Origin of the sequence: Glutamicibacter sp. V16R2B1, from assembly GCF_005774635.1 — a bacterium.
GTDB classification, from domain to species: domain Bacteria; phylum Actinomycetota; class Actinomycetes; order Actinomycetales; family Micrococcaceae; genus Glutamicibacter; species Glutamicibacter creatinolyticus.
Window position 1 is genome coordinate 33759 of record NZ_VATX01000008.1, and the last position, 17435, is coordinate 51193.

Genomic DNA, 17435 nt, shown 5'->3' on the forward strand with positions numbered 1-17435 from the left:
GGGTATGGCAAAAAAGGTCAGGAAATCCAAGGAATACCGCAAACCCTCACAGTTCGCGCAGCAGCCCGTAGCGCCGATGAATCCAGCCGCTCCGCGCAGTGAGGCCAAGGCGCAGTCCAATGCGATGATCCTGATTTCGGCAGGCTTGGTCACCTCGGTACTGCTGTTCTTCTACTACCACGTGTGGGCCTTGGGGCAGCTCGCCGACCTGTCCGGTGGTCAGCCGATGCCGGATCAGTACGTTTTCGGTTTTTCCGAAGAGCAGATTCAGACCCTGCGTTCGGTGATGAACGAGGATGCTGTGGCCCAGTTGAATTATGTGCACCGCAGCGTGGGCCTGTTCTTCCCACTGCTCTTTGGCTTCTTTAGCCTGCTGACCCTGGGCCAGTGGGTGCGCACGCGTTCTCGACGCTGGCTGGCGTGGGCGGCACCGATGCTGTTCGTGGTGGTCGATTTGTGGAGCAATCAGGCAATTGACGCACTGTTTGTCTCAGATCTTGACGGCGCGGCCGTCCAGCTTGCTTCAGTACTAACCATCCTGCGATGGGCTCTGCTCATTATCAGCGCGCTGACCATCGTGGTGGTGGGACTTCGACGCTTCATTCGCACCTTCCGCCAAAAGTACGCGGAGGCGACACAACGCTAAGCAACCATCAGTCTGCGTCCGGGTCCGAACAGGGGAATTCTGAGCGGGTAACCGGTTAAGATAGTGTTGTGCGTGCGTGTGAAACGCCTGCCTCTGTAGCTCAGTAGGATAGAGCGACCCTCTCCTAAAGGGTAGGCCGTCGGTTCGATTCCGGCCAGGGGCACACCTTAAGAAAGAAATCGCATTCGACCGTGGTCGAATGCGATTTCTTTTTGGTCACTGCGCCCCAGTACCGTGCAGGGCGAGGGCCGGCGCGCGGCGGACCGTCGGACTTAGCGCAGCAGCAGGGCGGTGGCCTTCGGCGATAGCGAAGCATCCATCACCGCGCAGGCTCCACCGATGGCACCGATCTTCGAGCCCAGTACCGAGGTGCGGGTTTCAATGTCATGCACCTGGCGCAGCGCAAAGCGGCGGCGGATGGCCTCGCTCATGCCTTCCTCGGCAAAGTCTTTGACCTGCTCCCACTGCGGTCCGCCGCAAACGATTTGACGGATATCCAGCGAGTTGGCCAGCTGTCCAACCACTTCGCCAACCAGAATCATGGATTCCTTGATCAGGTCCTTGGCGATCTCATTGCCCTGCTGGGCGAGCTCAACCAGGTGATTCAAGCCCTCGGAACGCTGTTCCGGGCCCATATCGTCGCTGTAGGGCAGATCCAACCCGCGTTCCTTGGCCTTCTTGGCCACATACTCATATGAGGTGCCTGCTGCCAGGCAGTCATCGGCGCCGCATTCGTCGCAGAACATCGACTTGTGTCCGGTGGAGTAATGCCCGATTTCTCCGGCGTTGTTGCTGGAGCCTCGGTAGACATCTGAATCGAAGACAATGCCAGCGCCGAATCCGTGACCGCAGTACACGAAGACGAAGTCCTCGGTCTTCTCTTCCTTGGACTGCCACAGCTCACCCACCGCCGAGGCGATGGTGTCCTTCTCGATGATGACCTGCAGGCGCAGCATCTTGCGCAATGGTGCGACGATGTCCACATCGGCCCAGCCGTCCAGCAACGGCGGGTTGAGCACGACCCCATCCTCGACGTTCACCGGACCCGGAACGGCGATGCCAACACCGACGATGTGCTTCTTCGGGATGCGCACCTCGGCGATCAGTTCCTTGACCGTAGTCGCCATCAGTTCGATGGTCTCGCTGGCCACTTCCAGGTTGGGCACATCGATGCGACGTTCCCGGATGACCTCTCCGCGCAGGTTCATCATCACGAAGGTCAGGACGCTGGGGTCCAGGTGGATTCCGATGGCAACCATACGGTTGCCTTCCAGCTCCAGGACAGTGCGTGGTTTACCGGGACCGGATACGATGGTGCGATCCTCACGCACAATCCCGTCGTCCAGTAGTCGCCGCACCACGTTGGAAATAGTCTGCGGGGAGAGCCCCGTTGACCCGGCCAGTTCCACCCGGCTGATCCCATCTGGTGCCCGGCGGATTGATTCAAGAATGACTGCTTGGTTGAAGTCTCCCAAACGGCCTAAGTTGGTGCCCCGTCGCATCTGCGCTCCATTGATCTATAAAGTTGATGGATCGATCCTTCCGATTCAAACCGCAATTCAAACATGCCGTTCACGTCTGCAAAGTGCGAGTTCAGGACGATGCGGTTAGTTCAAATAAAACAGTTGAAGATCCATAAATGCACGTTACCATCTGTAGATCGTTTTCACACGCGATATCCTCGTTTAGTGAAGAACTTTTTGACCGTCGCAGCGGCTTGTCTGATGAATAGCGAGAATAAAGTGCTCCTGGTGAGAAAGCGGGGCACAAGTAAGTTCATGCAACCTGGCGGGAAACTCGAACCCGGCGAGAGCGCCCATGAGGCAGTGGTGCGCGAAATTGAAGAAGAATTGGGAATTAGCTACGCTTTGTCGGATCTGGAACCGCTTGGCATCTGGGAGGGCTTGGCGGCCAATGAGCCTGACACCGGGCTGCGCGCACATCTATTTGCCGGGCGGCTCGAACATACCCCCAGGCCGCAGGCTGAGCTAGAGGAGATCATCTGGGTTGATCCCCACGAAGCCCTGCAGCGCAATGACCTCGCTCCCCTATTGCGCGAGCACGTACTCCCCCAGGCTATCGAGCGACTTACCCAGGCGAGCTAGAATCCGCTGAGCGTGCTTCCCCTCGGCTGACGGGGTGAGAGCAAACCGGTGACGCAGAGACGAAGCTTCCTGCTCAAACGGCCTGCAGGTACTGCCCCCAGTCCTGCTCAACCCGTTCCAGACCACGGATGAACAACACGTTTGAGCGCGGGCATTTCGGGGTGTCCTTCAGCCTCCAGCCGAGCTGCGAGAGCGTCATATCGGCCTTGCGGCTATTGCAGGGGAAGCACGCGGCGACCAGATTCTCCCAGGTGTCCTTACCGCCTTTGCACCGCGGAAGCACATGGTCCACAGTGGTGGCGGGACGTCCGCAATAGGCGCACTTGTAGGAATCGCGACGCAATACGCCGCGACGGGTGACATGATTCATTACCCGGTGCGGACGACGAATATAACGGTTCAGGACAATGACCGACGGCCGCGGAAGGCTTGTGTGGGCACTGATTACCGGCCGGCTGTCGTCGGCTGAAAGAATCGTAGCCTTGTCGGCGAGCACCAACAGCAGTGCTCTGCGAAATGAAACCACGGCCAGCGGCTCGTAACCTGCATTCAATACCAGCGTGCGCATCTATGTACTTTCCCCCGGAGCGCCGCGCGCTGCATCTACCACATGCCTCACGAAGCGCTGTTGGACAGTCCTCACAAGCGCTAGCCTATGCGATAGATCACCATGAATTGCAACTATTTTGCTCGCCACGCACATTCTTAATCCAATGAACGCACACTGTTCACCGCAGCCCCTACGCCTTTCTGGGCTTTCCCGAAACGAACAGTTGCCTGAGGTGAGCGACAATGCGAAGCCGCTTGGCGGGGATCAAGTCCCGGGTAGAGATAGACACGTTAAACGGTTAGGCCGCGGTGACGCATCAGCGTCACCGCGACCTAACCGTTTGCTAGGTTCCTAGCGAGCCAGGGTGTAGTACCCGTAAAGCGGGTTCTGGGTCACTGGGTGAATGTTGGTGTCGGTGGTGGGGTTCTGAGCACCGATCATCTTGCCGCCACCCAGGTAGATGCCGACGTGGCTGCCGCCGCGCTGGAACACCAGGTCGCCCGGCTTCGGGCTGCTGGTGCGCTTGAACTGACCGGAGCCAAGGATGGCCGAGGTGCCACGGGCAATGTTGATGCCGTGCTGTGCGTAGACGTACTTCACGAAGCCGGAGCAATCCCAACCGGACGGGGTGTTGCCGCCCCAGACGTACGGGGCGCCCACGTACTTGCTGGCCGTCGCGGCAATGCCGGACAGACCAGGAACGCCCTTGGTCGACTCCTTCTTAGGAGCCTTGGTCTCGTTCGACTTCGGAGCCGAGGCGGCAGAACGCTGAGTCTGCGAACGGCTCTCGCGGGTCATCGGAGCGTTGTCGTTATTGGTCGACGCGCTGCTGCGAGTGGTCGAGACGCTGTTCCGAGTGGTCGGAGCATTCTCGCGAGTGGTCGGTGCGTTGTCGTTGCTCACCGGGGCGACCTCATTGGCCACGGCGACGACAACCGGCTCCGGCTTCGGCTCTGCGGTGAAGCTGGCGCGCTCGATTTCGAACTTGTCAGCCTTCTTGGCGGGAACCGAAACAGCCTTGACGGCGACGCGCTCCGGGTTGACGATGTCAACCGGTGCTGCCGAAACGTCGCGTGGTGCGGTGGCCTGGCCCGGTACACCCAGGGTAACGATCAGACCGGAAGCTGCGGCCACGACGGCGGCCTGGCGGCCGACCGAACCGGCGTTCGAGGACACTGCCTGCGAAATAGCTTCCAACGGGTTGGTGCGTGCCGGCACGGCGCGGTGGCGCCCCTGCGATTGACGCTTAGTCACAATTAAAGCCTCTCCTTGATACCTACGAGGTAAGCTGTCGGGTTCGAAGTGGAGTTACCTCGGTGGAGTCGAAGTTTCCTTCTCTTCACACTTCACCCCTAGGGTTTTTGGCCTAAGCCAACCACCCGGTGTTTGGGTCCCCCGCCACTGCCGTACGAGTTGTTCATAACGTGTTATTGCGTGTTGGCAGTGTTCGGTTCTCACGCAATTTTGCCCGGGTTGTCCCGAGGCACGCTGTCGAGCCTACAGGATGTTTTTTCGATTGTCACATTTTGGTCACGAAATGGTGACGGAGATCGTTATAGCCAACCCGCAGGGTTCTGGAACTTGCCGTCAACGATCACTTCATAGTGGACATGGCACCCAGTTGAGTTACCGGTGGTGCCGCTGAGCGCGATCACCTGTCCGCGCTCAACCTTCTGTCCGACCTCAACCTTTAGGGAAGAGTTGTGGCTGTAGCCGGTCTCCAGACCATTTCCATGGGAGAGGGTCACGCGCTTACCCGAATGTCCCGCCCATCCCGAAACGGTAACGGTGCCCGAGGCTGTCGCCTTGACCGGTGTGCCACATGCCACACCGTAATCTAGGCCACTGTGGCTCATGAAGCCCGGACCAGTGGGGTTCTTGCGATGTCCAAAGGGAGAGGTGATTCGGTTGGAATCCACCGGGCGATCCAGCAGCCCCGGGGTCGCGATCCGAGAGATGTCCCCGCCTGCGGCGGTCAGGACCTCGGAGAACTTCTCTTCCTTCTTGACCTCTTCCGAACGGTCGGAGGTCAATGCTGCGCGTTCGACTTCAAGCCCGCTGTTGCCCGGAGCCTGGACGTCCACCACGGCGCTGGTAGCCGTACGCTGGGCCGAGGCTTCGGCCTTCTGCGGATCGGCGCCGTCGAGGTAGGGGGTCACTGCGGCCAGGGTCAGGCCCGAGACGGCAGCAACAGCCGCAACCTTGTGAGTGAAGCCGAGCCGGCTCTTCGGACGCTTGACCGAGCGCAGCTCTTCAATAAGGTCATCACTGGCCGGAACAGGCGCCTCGGCTGTTTTGGCAGCGGAGAGGGGAATAATGTTCTCGGCGAATTTGCTGGCCAGGTCGGCCTGCTGCGGTGAAACACCGTAGCGCTGAATGCTTTCAAAGCGGCGACCTGCATAGTCACGCTGTTCTGCCGGTGCTACGTCAGACGCAGCTGATCTGCGGGCCCGACGACCAGCCGGACGGCTCGCAACGTCGTTCAAGATTTCGAATGTTGGATCAAGCTCAACACCCTCGGCCCGACGGCGACCGCTTGGCTTGGATTCTGCCAATACTTTCCCTCTCACGTTGACACACCTGCGAAGTTAGCTGTCGGGTTCGGATCCTGAGAAATATCCGGTCGTTCACCCGTGGAAGGCACGACTTCACCCCAAGGCGTTGACAACGCCAAAGTCTGGGTCCCCCGCTACTGCCCTGGATTTGTTTCTCGCATAGCTCCGGTGAGGGCAATACTCGGTGTTCACTGCGGTGCCTGCGGGTGTCAGAAAGTAGGTGACACCAGCAGTACACACTACAGGTCAAACGCTAAAGTTACAATTTCGTTATCTTTGGGCCGTGCGGACAAAAACGTGGCTGCTGACTTCCACCGGAAGCTCCAGCGCGCCCTCGATACCCTCGACGCGAACCACCACATAATCCTCGGCCCGTTCCAGCGTTACTACTGCTCCGGGCTTGATTCCGCCCTCATTCAGCTGGCCCAGCAGGATGGGGTCAGTCTGGATCGGCTCGGCCAGTCGTTCGATCGGCAGTGGACCGGCGTTGCCGTTTTCCAGCGCCTGGTCAAGGTTTTCTACCTCATAGGAGATCTCCGACACCTTCGGCCCTCCTAGCACTTCCAAACCCGGGATCGGATTGCCGTAGGGAGAAATGGTCGGCTTACCCAGCAGGTCGTACAGTCGCTGCTCCACACGGTCGCTCATGACGTGTTCCCAGCGGCAGGCCTCTTCGTGGACGTACTCCCAGTCCAGGCCAATCATGTCCGAGAGCAGCCGTTCGGCCAGACGGTGCTTGCGCATCACGCTGGTGGCCAGTTCGTGACCCTTTTCCGTCAGAGCCAGGTGACGGTCCGCGGAAACCACGACCAGCCCATCGCGCTCCATGCGGGCGACAGTCTGTGAGACGGTCGGACCCGAGTGGCCCAGACGTTCGGCAATCCGCGCACGCAGAGCGACAATCTCTTCTTCTTGAAGCTCAAGAATGGTACGCAGGTACATCTCAGTTGTATCGATTAGGTCAGACACGGTAGCCACTCCTGAAAGTAACAAATAAGTTTTGCCGGTAAAACGAGACGTCAGTTACCCACTCTACTGTGTGCAACAGACAACTAGTGCACTGACCCCTACGCGGCCTACGTAACCGACGACGCGAATTTTCCCTCTTCGCAGACCGGTTTGCGAAGATATTAGTGGAACGCGTTTGGCGAGCCTTAAATTCCCCTCATCCGGGCTTGGACGTCCTAAAACGCGCTTTCGAATCAATCGCTACAAGAGGAGCGCGATGAGCACCGGCATCACCATTCCCCAGTCCCTTCTTCCCGTCGACGGCCGCTTTGGCGCCGGCCCGTCCAAGGTTCGCCCCGAACAGGTTCAGGCCCTGGTGGATGCCGGCCCGCGGTTGCTGGGAACTTCCCACCGCCAGGCCCCGGTCAAGAACCTGGTGGCCTCGGTCCAGTCAGGACTAAAGGAACTGTTCAAGGCCCCGGAAGGCTATGAAGTCCTGCTGGGCGTGGGCGGTTCCACCGCCTTCTGGGATGCGGCCGCGTTTGGGCTGGTGCGCGACAAGGCACAGCATCTGTCCTTCGGCGAGTTCAGCTCCAAGTTCGCCAAGGCGACCGACAAGGCCCCGTTCCTTTCCGCCTCGTCCATCATTAGCGCCGAGCCTGGTTCGCTGCCGCAGCCTTCGGCGGAGGCCGATGTTGATGTCTATGCCTGGGCGCATAACGAAACCTCGACCGGCGTGGCCGCACCCGTCAAGCGCGTTCCCGGCGCGAATGACGATGCCCTGGTCGTGGTCGACGCGACCAGCGCAGCTGGCGGTTTGGATGTGGATCTGAACGAGGTAGATGTCTACTACTTTGCGCCGCAGAAGAACTTCGCCTCGGACGGCGGGCTGTGGGTGGCCATGGTCTCCCCCGCAGCCATTGCCCGAATCGAGGAGATTGCTGCCTCGGACCGTTGGGTCCCGGACTTCCTGAACTTGAAGACGGCGCTGGATAACTCGCTGAAGAACCAGACCTACAACACCCCGGCGTTGGCGACTCTGGTCATGTTCGACGAGCAGATCAAGTGGCTGAACAGCAACGGTGGACTGCAGTGGGCTGCGGCTCGCACCGCCGAAAGCGCTGGCAAGGTCTACGCATGGGCCGAGGCCCGCAAAGAGACCAGCCCGTACGTCCAAGACCCGGGGCACCGTTCGAATGTCATCGCCACGATCGACTTCGACGATTCCATTGATGCTGCGGCAATCGCCAAGACCTTGCGTTCCAATGGCGTCGTGGATGTTGAACCGTACCGCAAGCTGGGTCGCAACCAGCTGCGCATCGCGACCTTTGTTGCCATCGAACCTTCCGACGTGCAGGCGCTGCTGGACTGCATTGATTACGTGATTGACCAGCTCTAGGGTTCCGCTCTTTTCATAAGAGAAAAAGATGGAGGAGAAGCACAGTGTGCTTCTCCTCCATCTTTTTGTCTCCCGCACCTCACCCAGCCACGTGTCTGCGGTGGTTGGGGCCCTACGCCGGATTAGGACGAACGGCGCGACCGATTGCGCTGGGCAGCGCGGCGACGTGCCGCGGTCCGCTGTGCGGTACGTCGCCGGCGGACTGGGCGCCTGCCCCGTTCCTGTGCGGCTTCCGGTTCCTCAGTTGCGGGCTCGTCATCGGCGGATGCCTCTTCAGCGCCGGAGACTTCCTCGGCCTCGGCCCGGTCCTGCCCCGTGTCGTTCTTTGCACGTTCCTCGTGTTCGGGCTCCGGGGCAGCTTCACCGTCAGCAGCGTGAGCGCCTTCGGCTTCTTCGCGCGCCGCAGCCTCGGCGGCCTCCACTTCCTCCTGGGCCAGGCGATCGGCCCAGGGCACCCATGCCGGGGCAAGCAGGGCTTCCTCACCGGGAATAATCCCGATTTCGCACACGGTCGCGTCCTTGGCCTTGGCCCGCGGGACCCTGGCCAGGGTCACGAACCAGTTCCACCCGCGATAGCCATCTCGATGGGCGACAAATCTGTGGGTGACAAGTCGCTCACCTTCCACCGCGACGCCCTGGTAGTCCCCCACTTCCGAGGCGGGGGCGATTTCGGTCAGGGCAGCGCGGGCGGTATCAACCGCGTCGGCGAGCACCGTGTCGAGTTTGGGTTTACGAGCCATGAGTTATGCGTCCAGATCGTCGGCCACCGCGCGCAGCACGGTGGCAACCTTCTTGCCGTATGCGTGTTCAGGATAGCGGCCCTTGCGCAGGGTATTGGAAACCTGGTCGAGCAGCTTGATCAGGTCCTCGATCAGCACCGCCTGCTGTTCCGGCTTCTTGCGCTTGGCGCGGGCGACCGACGGGGCTTCATCCAGGATCCGCAGGCTCAGCGCCTGCGGCCCCCGCCGCCCGTCGGCGATACCAAATTCCAACCGGGTGCCAGGGCGCAGGTCCATCACGCCTTCGGGCAGCGCCGACGCGTTAACGTAGATCTCCTTGCCGTCATCGGCCGTGATGAAGCCAAAGCCCTTGGACTTCTCATACCACTTAACCTTGCCACTGGGCACGATCATTTACCTCGTTCTTTTTACTCAGCCACCGGGTCTCCAGCCATCCGGGCCTGGAGCCGTGTTTTCCCCTCGTGCCGCGCGGAGCATCTAACCGGACTGCCTATTGTTCTACCGGGTGCTCGATCGACGGGCGCGATTCAAGTCGAATTAAATAGATTATGTCATTGTCTGCCCCACCGGTTCATCTTTTGACGCCTGAACCCAGCCGAGACAAAGCGGTATCGTTGGTCTATGTGAGTACCCCTTCTGTTGCCATGACCTGGATAACCCGTTTCACCATTGCGCTGGCGGCGGTTTCGACACTTGCGCTCGTCGCGGTGCTGGTCCTGTATTTCCAGCACATCGCCATCCCTCCACTGGTCATGGGCGTCGGATTGTACGGGCTTCCGCTGGCCTTCATCCTCGGCGCCGTGGTTATTGCGTATTCCATTCGGCAACGACGCAGGAGTTAACAGGCGCAGCACCCTTGCCCTTCCAGAGCTCGTCCAGCTAACTCCCAGAAACTGATTGCAGACTGGAACCCATGAGTGCAAAGACACCTGAAGCCAAACTGCTGGTCGTCGACGACGAACCGAACATCCGCGAGCTGCTTTCGACCTCCCTGCGTTTTGCCGGGTTTGAGGTCATCGCCGCCGCCAACGGCCGCGAAGCGCTGGCCGCCGTGGAAGCCGGCGAGCCGGATCTGGCGGTCCTGGACGTCATGCTGCCGGATATGGACGGTTTCACCATCACCCGCAAGCTGCGTGCCGCCGGACGCCATTTCCCGGTTCTGTTCCTCACCGCTCGGGATGACACCACCGACAAGGTCACCGGACTGACCGTGGGCGGCGATGACTATGTCACCAAGCCCTTCAGCCTGGACGAGGTCGTGGCCCGCATCCGTGCGGTCTTGCGTCGCACCCACACCGGCGAGGAAGAAAACGCGACCATCGCCGTCGCCGACCTGGAACTGGATGACGACGCCCACGAGGTGCGCCGCGCCGGGGAAATCATCGATCTGTCCCCCACCGAGTTCAAGCTGCTGCGTTACCTGATGATGAACCCGAACCGGGTGCTGTCCAAGTCGCAGATCCTGGACCATGTGTGGGAGTACGACTTCAACGGGGACGCCTCCATTGTGGAGTCCTACATCTCCTACCTGCGCCGCAAGGTCGACCGTCCCGAGTGGCCGGCACTGATCCAGACCAAGCGCGGTGTCGGTTACCTGATGCGCACCCCGGACCGCCGCTAATGACCCAGTTCGCAACGGCGGACTTGTAAGGTCATTACATGCAGGCTCTGAGACTCTCGTGGCGCCGTACCTCGTTGCGCACCAAACTGGTCATGCTGATGTGCGGCCTGATGATCCTCGGGGTCATCGCCACCGCCGTGGGCTCGGCCCAGTCGCTGCGCATCTCGCTGACCAAGCAGATAGATGACCAGTTGCTGGCGGCCGGGCCCACGCTTTCCTACGGACTGAACCAGGCCTACCGCTATGCCCTGGACGGGGACCGCAACCCGCAACAGCAAACCGGGGTGGACACCACCTTGCTGGGGCTGAACCGCGCGTACGCCGACATCCGGGATGATTCGGGCAAGATCGTGTACATCATGCCGCGCAGCCGGGTTACGCCCACGGGCATGGATTCGCCGTTGCTGGCGCCCGAGCAGACCGCGAAACTGGCCGAAACCCCATGGCATCCGGTCACCGTCCCGGGGATCTATCCGGCCAGCATCGGCTGGCGGGCCATGGTGGTTCCGATGCCCAGTTCCGATGCGAACCTCTTTATTGCATTGCCGTTGGACACGGTACAGGACACGGTTTCCAAGAGCACGGTTCTGGTGCTGTCCACCGGGTTGTTGGCTACCCTGATCATGTCCATGATCGCCTACGGGGTCACCACACGCGCTTTCCTGCCGTTGGTGCGCGTTGAACGCACCGCGGCGATGATTGCCGATGGTGACTTGACCCAGCGTGTGCGCGATTACCCGCCGGAAACCGAGGTCGGGCGCCTATCGCGCTCCCTGAACGCGATGCTCGCCCAGATTGAGCGGGCATTCAAGGACAGGGAGCATTCCGAACGCAAGATGCGTCGCTTCATCCAGGATGCCTCGCATGAGCTGCGTACCCCGCTGGTGACCATCCAGGGCTACTCCGAGTTCTACCGTCACGGCGGATTGGCGGATCCCGAGGCCCTGGACTCGGCGATGGGCAGGATCGAGGCCGAATCAAAGCGGATGGCCCAACTGGTCGAAGACCTGTTGATGTTGGCCCGGCTCGATGAACAGCGCGCGCTGGAGATGGCACCCGTGGACCTGCTGGTGCTGGGGCAGGACGCGGTGGAAGACACCCGTGTGCGGGCCCCGGAGCGCGAGGTCAAACTGGTGGGTCTGCATTCCTCGGTACCGGCCCCGGCCAGCACGCGCGGGGATGAGGCCCGCATCCGCCAGGTCGTGGCAAATCTGCTGACCAACGCGTTGCGCTACACTCCGCAAGATTCGCCCTTGGAGATCGCGGTCGGCGTGAAGTCCCAGGTTGGTGACCAGATTGATGCGGTGATCCAGATCCGCGATCACGGCCCGGGCATTCCGGAAGAAGACGCGAAGAAGATCTTTGAACGCTTCTACCGCGCCGACAGTTCACGGCAACGTGAAACCGGCGGCTCGGGGCTGGGACTGGCGATCGTAGCGGCCATCGTGGCACAGCACGGCGGCCACGTGCAGGTGAAGGACACCCCCGGCGGCGGGGCCACCCTCGCAGTACACTTGCCCTACATTCCGGTGGAGGAGCACTACGACGACGATGACGAGGACTAGGGGCCGGGCCGGTGCATCACGCCCCGGACCGGACCAGTTCCGTTTCATGCACCGTCTGATCCACAATCGGTCCACGACCCGCGGTTCAGGACCAGCACAGCCTTAACGTGGGGGCATCACAACCCCTTGGAAAGGCAGGACCATCGTGAGCACGTTTTCCACCGACACCGGTGACATGCAAATCAAGTCCCAGGCCGTCATGGGAACCATCGACCGGTTGCGCAGTGAAGTGGCGGCCATGCAGATGAACCTTGACCAGTTGCAGGGCACGTGGCAGGGCGCCGCCGCCGCGTCGTTCCAGGCAATTGTCGCCGAATGGCGGGCCACCCATGTGCGCATCGAGGAGTCGCTCTCCTCCATCGCCACGGCCCTGCACCACGCCTCCACCCAATACGAGGAAGTGGAGAACATCAACGCGTCCATGTTTCGCTTCTGAGCCGTGTGCCTGACCCCGTGGACAGCGGGTCGGTAGGCTGGGGCAATGAGCATCCTGATTGACCCACCGCTCTGGCCCGCCCATGGGACCTTGTTCTCCCATGTGGTCTCCGATCATTCGCTGCAGGAACTCCATGAGTTCGCCCGGCGTACCGGCCTGCCGCAGCGGGCCTTTGACCGTGACCACTATGACGTGCCGGAACGCCGATACCGGCAGCTGGTGGACAGTGGGGCCCAGCCGGTTTCGGGTGGGGAGCTGGTGCGCCGGCTGGTGGCGTCCGGGATTCGGGTGCCCGGGCGGCACCGTCCCGAGAAGCTCGACAAAATTCTGCTGCGCCGCTGGGCGCGGACCCTGGAGGTGCCCGGACTGGGCAGGGAGCTGTTGGCAGCCTGGAGCCAGGGGCACCGCAAATACCACGACCGGGTTCACCTCTTGTCGGTCCTTGAGGCCCTGGATGAGCTGATGCCCGAAGACCTGGAGCAGGACGAACGACAGATCCTGGAACTGACCGCCTGGTTCCACGATGCCGTCTACCGGGGCACCGCCCAGGACGAGCAGGACTCCGCCCGCCTGGCCGAAGCCCGGCTCTACGGGCTCATCTCCCCGGGCGCGGTGGGCGAGGTGCGCCGCCTGGTGCTGCTGACCACCACACACCGCCCGCAGGCCGCGGACTATCTGGGGCAGATGTTTTCCGATGCCGACCTTGAGGTGCTGGCCAGGCCACCGGCCGCCTACCAGCGCTACACTGCGGCGATCGCCGAGGAATATTCGCACCTGCCGCAGAAGGACTTTGCCGCCGGACGCTCCCAGATCCTGCAGGCGTTGTTGGACAAGGAACAGATCTTCGCCACCCCCTTGGGCCTGCAGCGCTGGGAAGCGTCCGCCCGGGCGAACCTCAGCCAGGAAATCGAACAGCTCTCGCGCTGGAGCTAAAACACTGCCCGCCGGCCCCAGCCGCGGCAAGGCACCGCAGCGTGCCAGCTGCGGCGGCGGTTAACGGCGAAACCCGCCCCACCGGTTGCGGTGGAGCGGGTTTCGCGCAGTGTTGGGTTGAACGCGAGAGGCTAGAAGCCGCCCATGCCGCCCATGCCTGCCATCTCGTCGGCACCCGGGGCAGCGGCACCGGCCGGAGCCGGCTTGTCTGCCACGACGGCCTCGGTGGTCAGGAACAGGCCGGCGATCGATGCAGCGTTCTGCAGGGCCGAACGGGTCACCTTCACCGGATCGTTCACGCCGGCCTCCAGCAGGTCGGTGTACTCGCCGGTGGCGGCGTTCAGGCCGTGGCCTGCGGACAGGCCCTTGACCTTGTCGGCCACAACGCCCGGCTCCATGCCAGCGTTGGCGGCGATCTGCTTCAGCGGGGCCTCGATGGCAACGCGCACGATGTTCGCACCGGTGGCCTCGTCACCTTCCAGGGTCAGCTTCTCGAAGGCAGCGGCACCGGCCTGGATCAGGGCCACGCCACCGCCGGCGACGATGCCCTCTTCCACGGCAGCCTTGGCGTTGCGCACGGCGTCCTCGATGCGGTGCTTGCGCTCCTTGAGCTCCACCTCGGTGGCGGCGCCGGCCTTCAGCACGGCGACACCGCCGGAGAGCTTGGCGTGGCGCTCCTGCAGCTTCTCGCGGTCGTAGTCCGAGTCGGTGTTCTTGATCTCGGCAGCGATCTGGTTCTTGCGACCCTCGATGGCGTCGGCTTCGCCGCCGCCTTCAACGATGGTGGTCTCGTCCTTGGTGATGACGACCTTGCGGGCGGTACCCAGCACCTCCAGGCCGACGTTGTCCAGGGACAGGCCAACTTCCTCGGAAACGACCTGGCCACCGGTGAGGATGGCAATGTCGGTGAGCATGGCCTTGCGGCGGTCACCGAAGCCCGGGGCCTTGACGGCGACGGACTTGAACAGGCCACGGATCTTGTTCAGGATCAGGGTGGCCAGGGCTTCGCCCTCGACGTCTTCGGCGATGATCAGCAGCGACTTGTTGGACTGCATGACCTTCTCCAGCAGACCGACCATTTCCTTGACGTTGGAGATCTTGGAGTTGACGATCAGGATGTAGGGGTCTTCCAGGACGGTTTCCTGGCGCTCTGCGTCGGTGACGAAGTAGGCCGAGATGTAGCCCTTGTCAAAGCGCATGCCCTCTGCCAGTTCAAGCTCCAGGCCGAAGGTGTTCGATTCCTCGACGGTGATGACACCCTGCTCGCCGACCTTGTCCAGCGCCTCGGCGATCAGACCGCCGATTTCGTTGTCGCCAGCGGAGATCGAAGCGGTGGCCGCGATCTGCTCCTTGGACTCGACCTTCTTCGCTGCGGTGAACAGCTCGGAGGTGACTGCCTCAACAGCCTTGTCGATGCCGCGGCGCAGCGCGATCGGGTCGGCGCCGGCGGCGACGTTGCGCAGGCCTTCCTTCACCAGGGCCTGGGCGAGCACGGTGGCGGTGGTGGTACCGTCACCGGCGACGTCGTCAGTCTTCTTGGCGACTTCCTTGACCAGCTCGGCGCCGATCTTCTCGTACGGGTCCTCAAGCTCAATTTCCTTGGCAATCGAGACACCGTCGTTGGTGATGGTGGGAGCGCCCCACTTCTTTTCCAGAACAACGTTGCGACCGCGCGGGCCCAGGGTGACCTTCACGGCATCGGCCAGAGTGTTCAGGCCGCGCTCGAGGCCGCGGCGTGCTTCCTCGTCAAATGCAATCATCTTGGCCATAGTGGCTGGTGGTCCTTTCGGGACTAGCTTGCGAAAATGCAACCGCCAGACAGCGCCCGCGACGGACGAGGGTTCCGCGGGCGGCATCGGACCGCGACGCGTACTGACTCTCGCTATCTGAGGTGTTTCTTGCTCCGGCGCCTCGAATCCGCCGCCGCGAAGGGTGAAGGTCAGCTCCACCCGCCTGCGTTAGCAGTCGAAGCACTAGAGTGCTAATACAAATATTGGCACTCCAGCCCCTCGAGTGCAAGCTAGTCGGCTGTGAGCGTAGGTGCGTCTTACTCGCTGGGCAGCGGGTCATCAGCCCCCAGCACCACGGTGACCGGGTTGGGGATGTTCTGCGTCTGGTAGACGGCCTCGATCTGCAACACCTCGGCCGCCTTTTCGGCGGTCATCCGATACTGCTCGGTCGTGTAGTAGACCGCGGACTCGGTTTCATCGCGCACCCAGTTGTCCGTGAAGGATCCGGTGAAGCCCTCATCGAGCAGCAGCTGCTGGGCCTGACCGGCAATTCCGGCGACCCCCGCGCCGTTGTAGATCCCCACGCGCACCTGGTACAGCACCAGATCCTCGTCAATGGTGCTGGAGGCCGTGGGCGACTCACTCGGGCTGGGGCTCTGCGAGCTCGCCTCGGCGCTGGCCGAGGCGGTGGGGCTGGGCGTGGGGGTGGACCCCATCAGCTGGTTTTGCCCATTGGGGCCGAAGAAGAAGTAGGAGACGGCGCCGACCAGCAGCACCAGCACAGCGGCAATGGCCACCCAACGGAACTTTCCACCCTTGTCCTTGGAGGCGGCAGCCTGTGCCCAGCCATTGGCATGGTGCGACCCAACGCGGGTGTTGAACTCCGGTACGCGATCGAATTCGTCACGTGGGTAGTTGGTCATTCTCGTCCTTGTTCGATGTCTTGCCGGTCTCCGGGCACGCCTGGCTCAGTAACTGGTCAGTACTTGGCGTTGCCGGTGCGGACACGACGCTTGGTAGTTCGTAGTCTACGCAGCCGCTTGACCAGCATCGGATCGTAGGCCAGCGCCGCATCCGTTTCAATAAGCTGATTCAGCAGCTGGTAGTAGTTCGCCGGCGAGATGGAGAACTGCTTGGTGATGGCCTGTTCCTTGGCCCCGGCATACTTCCACCACAGCCGCTCCATGCTCAGGATCTGCTGCGAGCGCTCATCGAGCTCGCTATCTGGATTCATCACGAAATCCACCAAGATGCCTTCATCCGCCATGCTCATCCACCTCGATCCAAACCGTTGGAAACCACTGGGGAACACTCTTCCATCTGGGTATTCCCGGCGCTACGCCATAGACAATTCTAGCCGTTTTCCTCCGCCGGTTCCCGGTGACGCTTCGCACGACGGGCCGCGGCAGGGAAGAATGGTGCCATGAGCTTCGACCAACCGGCCCTGTTCGCCGCATCCGCCGAGCCCGCCGCGGCGAGCTTCACGCCCGAAGATTTCCCGTTCTTCCACGGCGCGGCGGCGATGGCCGAGACCGGGGTCATCGATCCGAGCTGGGTGCCAACGCTGCTGCCGCTGGACCACACGCTGCGCACCCTGGCCCGCCGGCTCTCGGAACGCTCGCTGACCGGTGAACAGATTCTGCCCGAACCCCGGCTGATGTTGCGTGCCCTGCAGCTGCCCGTTCAGCGGGTGAAGGTGCTGATCCTGGGCCAGGATCCCTACCCGACACCGTCCCACCCGGTGGGGCTGAGCTTTTCCACCGACCGGCAGGTTCGCCCGTTGCCGCGCAGCCTGAAGAACATTTACCGGGAACTGGAAGATGACCTGGGCGTGGCGCCAGCGGTCCACGGGGATCTGAGCGCCTGGCAGGAGCAGGGGGTGATGTTGCTGAACCAGACGCTGTCGGTGGGTGCCGGGCAGGCCGGATCACACCAGAAACTCGGGTGGGATGCGGTGACCAACGCGGTGATCACCACTCTGAACCGCCGCACCCCGGCGGTGGTCGCGATCCTGTGGGGTGCGCACGCCCAAAAACTGGCTCCGGCGATGCCGACGATGGTTCAATTGCGCAGCGCCCACCCCTCGCCGCTGTCGGCCTCCCGCGGGTTCTTCGGTTCCCGGCCCTTCAGCGCGGTGAATCGTGAACTGCAGCAGCTGGGCCTGTCGCCGGTGGATTGGCAGCTGCCGCCGGCCTAGTCGGCCCGGC

Annotated in this window: 19 protein-coding genes, 1 tRNA gene and 2 riboswitches; of the genes, 10 read left to right on the forward strand and 10 right to left on the reverse strand. The window is 62.1% G+C overall.

The window, feature by feature from the left end; translation table 11 throughout:
* Positions 1 to 4 precede the first annotated feature (4 nt).
* Together FDN03_RS05305 and FDN03_RS05310 are read left to right on the forward strand one after the other, a co-directional pair.
* Positions 5 to 646: a hypothetical protein gene (locus FDN03_RS05305; RefSeq protein ID WP_138174818.1), complete on the forward strand. Its 642-nt coding sequence runs from the start codon at positions 5 to 7 to the stop codon at positions 644 to 646.
* An 89-nt stretch (positions 647 to 735) separates the two neighbouring features.
* Positions 736 to 809: transfer RNA gene (locus FDN03_RS05310), tRNA-Arg, on the forward strand.
* A gap of 109 nt (positions 810 to 918) precedes the next feature.
* Here FDN03_RS05310 and FDN03_RS05315 read toward each other — a convergent pair.
* On the reverse strand, positions 919 to 2121 hold the full coding sequence (locus FDN03_RS05315; RefSeq protein ID WP_246049702.1) for an ROK family transcriptional regulator: 1203 nt from the start codon (positions 2119 to 2121) through the stop codon (positions 919 to 921).
* A gap of 213 nt (positions 2122 to 2334) precedes the next feature.
* Here FDN03_RS05315 and FDN03_RS05320 point away from each other — a divergent pair, with 213 nt between their 5' ends.
* Positions 2335 to 2751: an NUDIX domain-containing protein gene (locus FDN03_RS05320; protein ID WP_138174822.1), complete on the forward strand. Its 417-nt coding sequence runs from the start codon at positions 2335 to 2337 to the stop codon at positions 2749 to 2751.
* 73 nt (positions 2752 to 2824) lie between these two features.
* Here FDN03_RS05320 and FDN03_RS05325 read toward each other — a convergent pair whose 3' ends face one another.
* The 4 genes from FDN03_RS05325 to FDN03_RS05340 form a co-directional block, all read right to left on the reverse strand.
* The gene (locus FDN03_RS05325) at positions 2825 to 3319 is read right to left on the reverse strand and encodes an HNH endonuclease (protein ID WP_138174824.1); all 495 of its coding nucleotides are present in this window, start codon (positions 3317 to 3319) and stop codon (positions 2825 to 2827) included.
* A gap of 333 nt (positions 3320 to 3652) precedes the next feature.
* A complete protein-coding gene (locus FDN03_RS05330; RefSeq protein ID WP_249354305.1) occupies positions 3653 to 4555 on the reverse strand; it encodes a C40 family peptidase in 903 nt (300 codons plus the stop codon).
* A gap of 4 nt (positions 4556 to 4559) precedes the next feature.
* Positions 4560 to 4754: riboswitch (cyclic di-AMP (ydaO/yuaA leader) on the reverse strand.
* Between the two features lie 100 nt (positions 4755 to 4854).
* Positions 4855 to 5856 carry a M23 family metallopeptidase gene (locus FDN03_RS05335; protein ID WP_249354307.1) on the reverse strand — a complete coding sequence of 334 codons (1002 nt, stop codon included), beginning with the start codon at positions 5854 to 5856 and terminating at the stop codon, positions 4855 to 4857.
* A gap of 5 nt (positions 5857 to 5861) precedes the next feature.
* Positions 5862 to 6020, reverse strand: a riboswitch (cyclic di-AMP (ydaO/yuaA leader).
* Positions 6021 to 6126: 106 nt separating this feature from the next.
* Positions 6127 to 6825 (reverse strand): metal-dependent transcriptional regulator, encoded by a 699-nt coding sequence (locus tag FDN03_RS05340; protein WP_138174830.1) that lies wholly within the window; start codon positions 6823 to 6825, stop codon positions 6127 to 6129.
* A 256-nt stretch (positions 6826 to 7081) separates the two neighbouring features.
* Here FDN03_RS05340 and serC point away from each other — a divergent pair, with 256 nt between their 5' ends.
* A complete protein-coding gene (gene serC / locus FDN03_RS05345; protein WP_138174832.1) occupies positions 7082 to 8203 on the forward strand; it encodes a phosphoserine transaminase in 1122 nt (373 codons plus the stop codon).
* Between the two features lie 122 nt (positions 8204 to 8325).
* Here the strand turns inward: serC and FDN03_RS05350 are convergent, their stop codons facing one another.
* Positions 8326 to 8943, reverse strand: a complete 618-nt coding sequence (locus tag FDN03_RS05350; RefSeq protein ID WP_138174834.1) for a DUF3027 domain-containing protein — start codon at positions 8941 to 8943, stop codon at positions 8326 to 8328.
* Between the two features lie 3 nt (positions 8944 to 8946).
* The gene (locus tag FDN03_RS05355; RefSeq protein ID WP_054820557.1) at positions 8947 to 9330 is read right to left on the reverse strand and encodes a cold-shock protein; all 384 of its coding nucleotides are present in this window, start codon (positions 9328 to 9330) and stop codon (positions 8947 to 8949) included.
* Between the two features lie 167 nt (positions 9331 to 9497).
* Here FDN03_RS05355 and FDN03_RS05360 point away from each other — a divergent pair, with 167 nt between their 5' ends.
* From FDN03_RS05360 to FDN03_RS05380, 5 genes are all read left to right on the forward strand, one after another.
* Complete coding sequence (locus FDN03_RS05360) at positions 9498 to 9785, forward strand: hypothetical protein (RefSeq protein WP_138174836.1); 288 nt, start codon at positions 9498 to 9500, stop codon at positions 9783 to 9785.
* 71 nt (positions 9786 to 9856) lie between these two features.
* Positions 9857 to 10564 (forward strand): response regulator transcription factor, encoded by a 708-nt coding sequence (locus tag FDN03_RS05365; protein WP_138174838.1) that lies wholly within the window; start codon positions 9857 to 9859, stop codon positions 10562 to 10564.
* Positions 10565 to 10602: 38 nt separating this feature from the next.
* A complete protein-coding gene (locus FDN03_RS05370; protein WP_138174840.1) occupies positions 10603 to 12129 on the forward strand; it encodes a HAMP domain-containing sensor histidine kinase in 1527 nt (508 codons plus the stop codon).
* Between the two features lie 145 nt (positions 12130 to 12274).
* Positions 12275 to 12565 (forward strand): WXG100 family type VII secretion target, encoded by a 291-nt coding sequence (locus FDN03_RS05375; RefSeq protein ID WP_138174842.1) that lies wholly within the window; start codon positions 12275 to 12277, stop codon positions 12563 to 12565.
* Positions 12566 to 12610: 45 nt separating this feature from the next.
* A complete protein-coding gene (locus FDN03_RS05380; RefSeq protein ID WP_138174844.1) occupies positions 12611 to 13498 on the forward strand; it encodes a DUF4031 domain-containing protein in 888 nt (295 codons plus the stop codon).
* 131 nt (positions 13499 to 13629) lie between these two features.
* Here FDN03_RS05380 and groL read toward each other — a convergent pair whose 3' ends face one another.
* From groL to FDN03_RS05395, 3 genes are all read right to left on the reverse strand, one after another.
* Positions 13630 to 15267: a chaperonin GroEL gene (gene groL, locus FDN03_RS05385; RefSeq protein WP_138174846.1), complete on the reverse strand. Its 1638-nt coding sequence runs from the start codon at positions 15265 to 15267 to the stop codon at positions 13630 to 13632.
* Positions 15268 to 15545: 278 nt separating this feature from the next.
* Positions 15546 to 16151 (reverse strand): LytR C-terminal domain-containing protein, encoded by a 606-nt coding sequence (locus tag FDN03_RS05390; protein WP_138174848.1) that lies wholly within the window; start codon positions 16149 to 16151, stop codon positions 15546 to 15548.
* A 56-nt stretch (positions 16152 to 16207) separates the two neighbouring features.
* Positions 16208 to 16495 (reverse strand): DUF3263 domain-containing protein, encoded by a 288-nt coding sequence (locus tag FDN03_RS05395; RefSeq protein ID WP_138174850.1) that lies wholly within the window; start codon positions 16493 to 16495, stop codon positions 16208 to 16210.
* 156 nt (positions 16496 to 16651) lie between these two features.
* On the opposite strand from FDN03_RS05395, the gene FDN03_RS05400 reads away from it, so the two are divergent.
* Positions 16652 to 17425 (forward strand): uracil-DNA glycosylase, encoded by a 774-nt coding sequence (locus tag FDN03_RS05400; RefSeq protein ID WP_249354310.1) that lies wholly within the window; start codon positions 16652 to 16654, stop codon positions 17423 to 17425.
* Positions 17426 to 17435 lie beyond the last annotated feature (10 nt).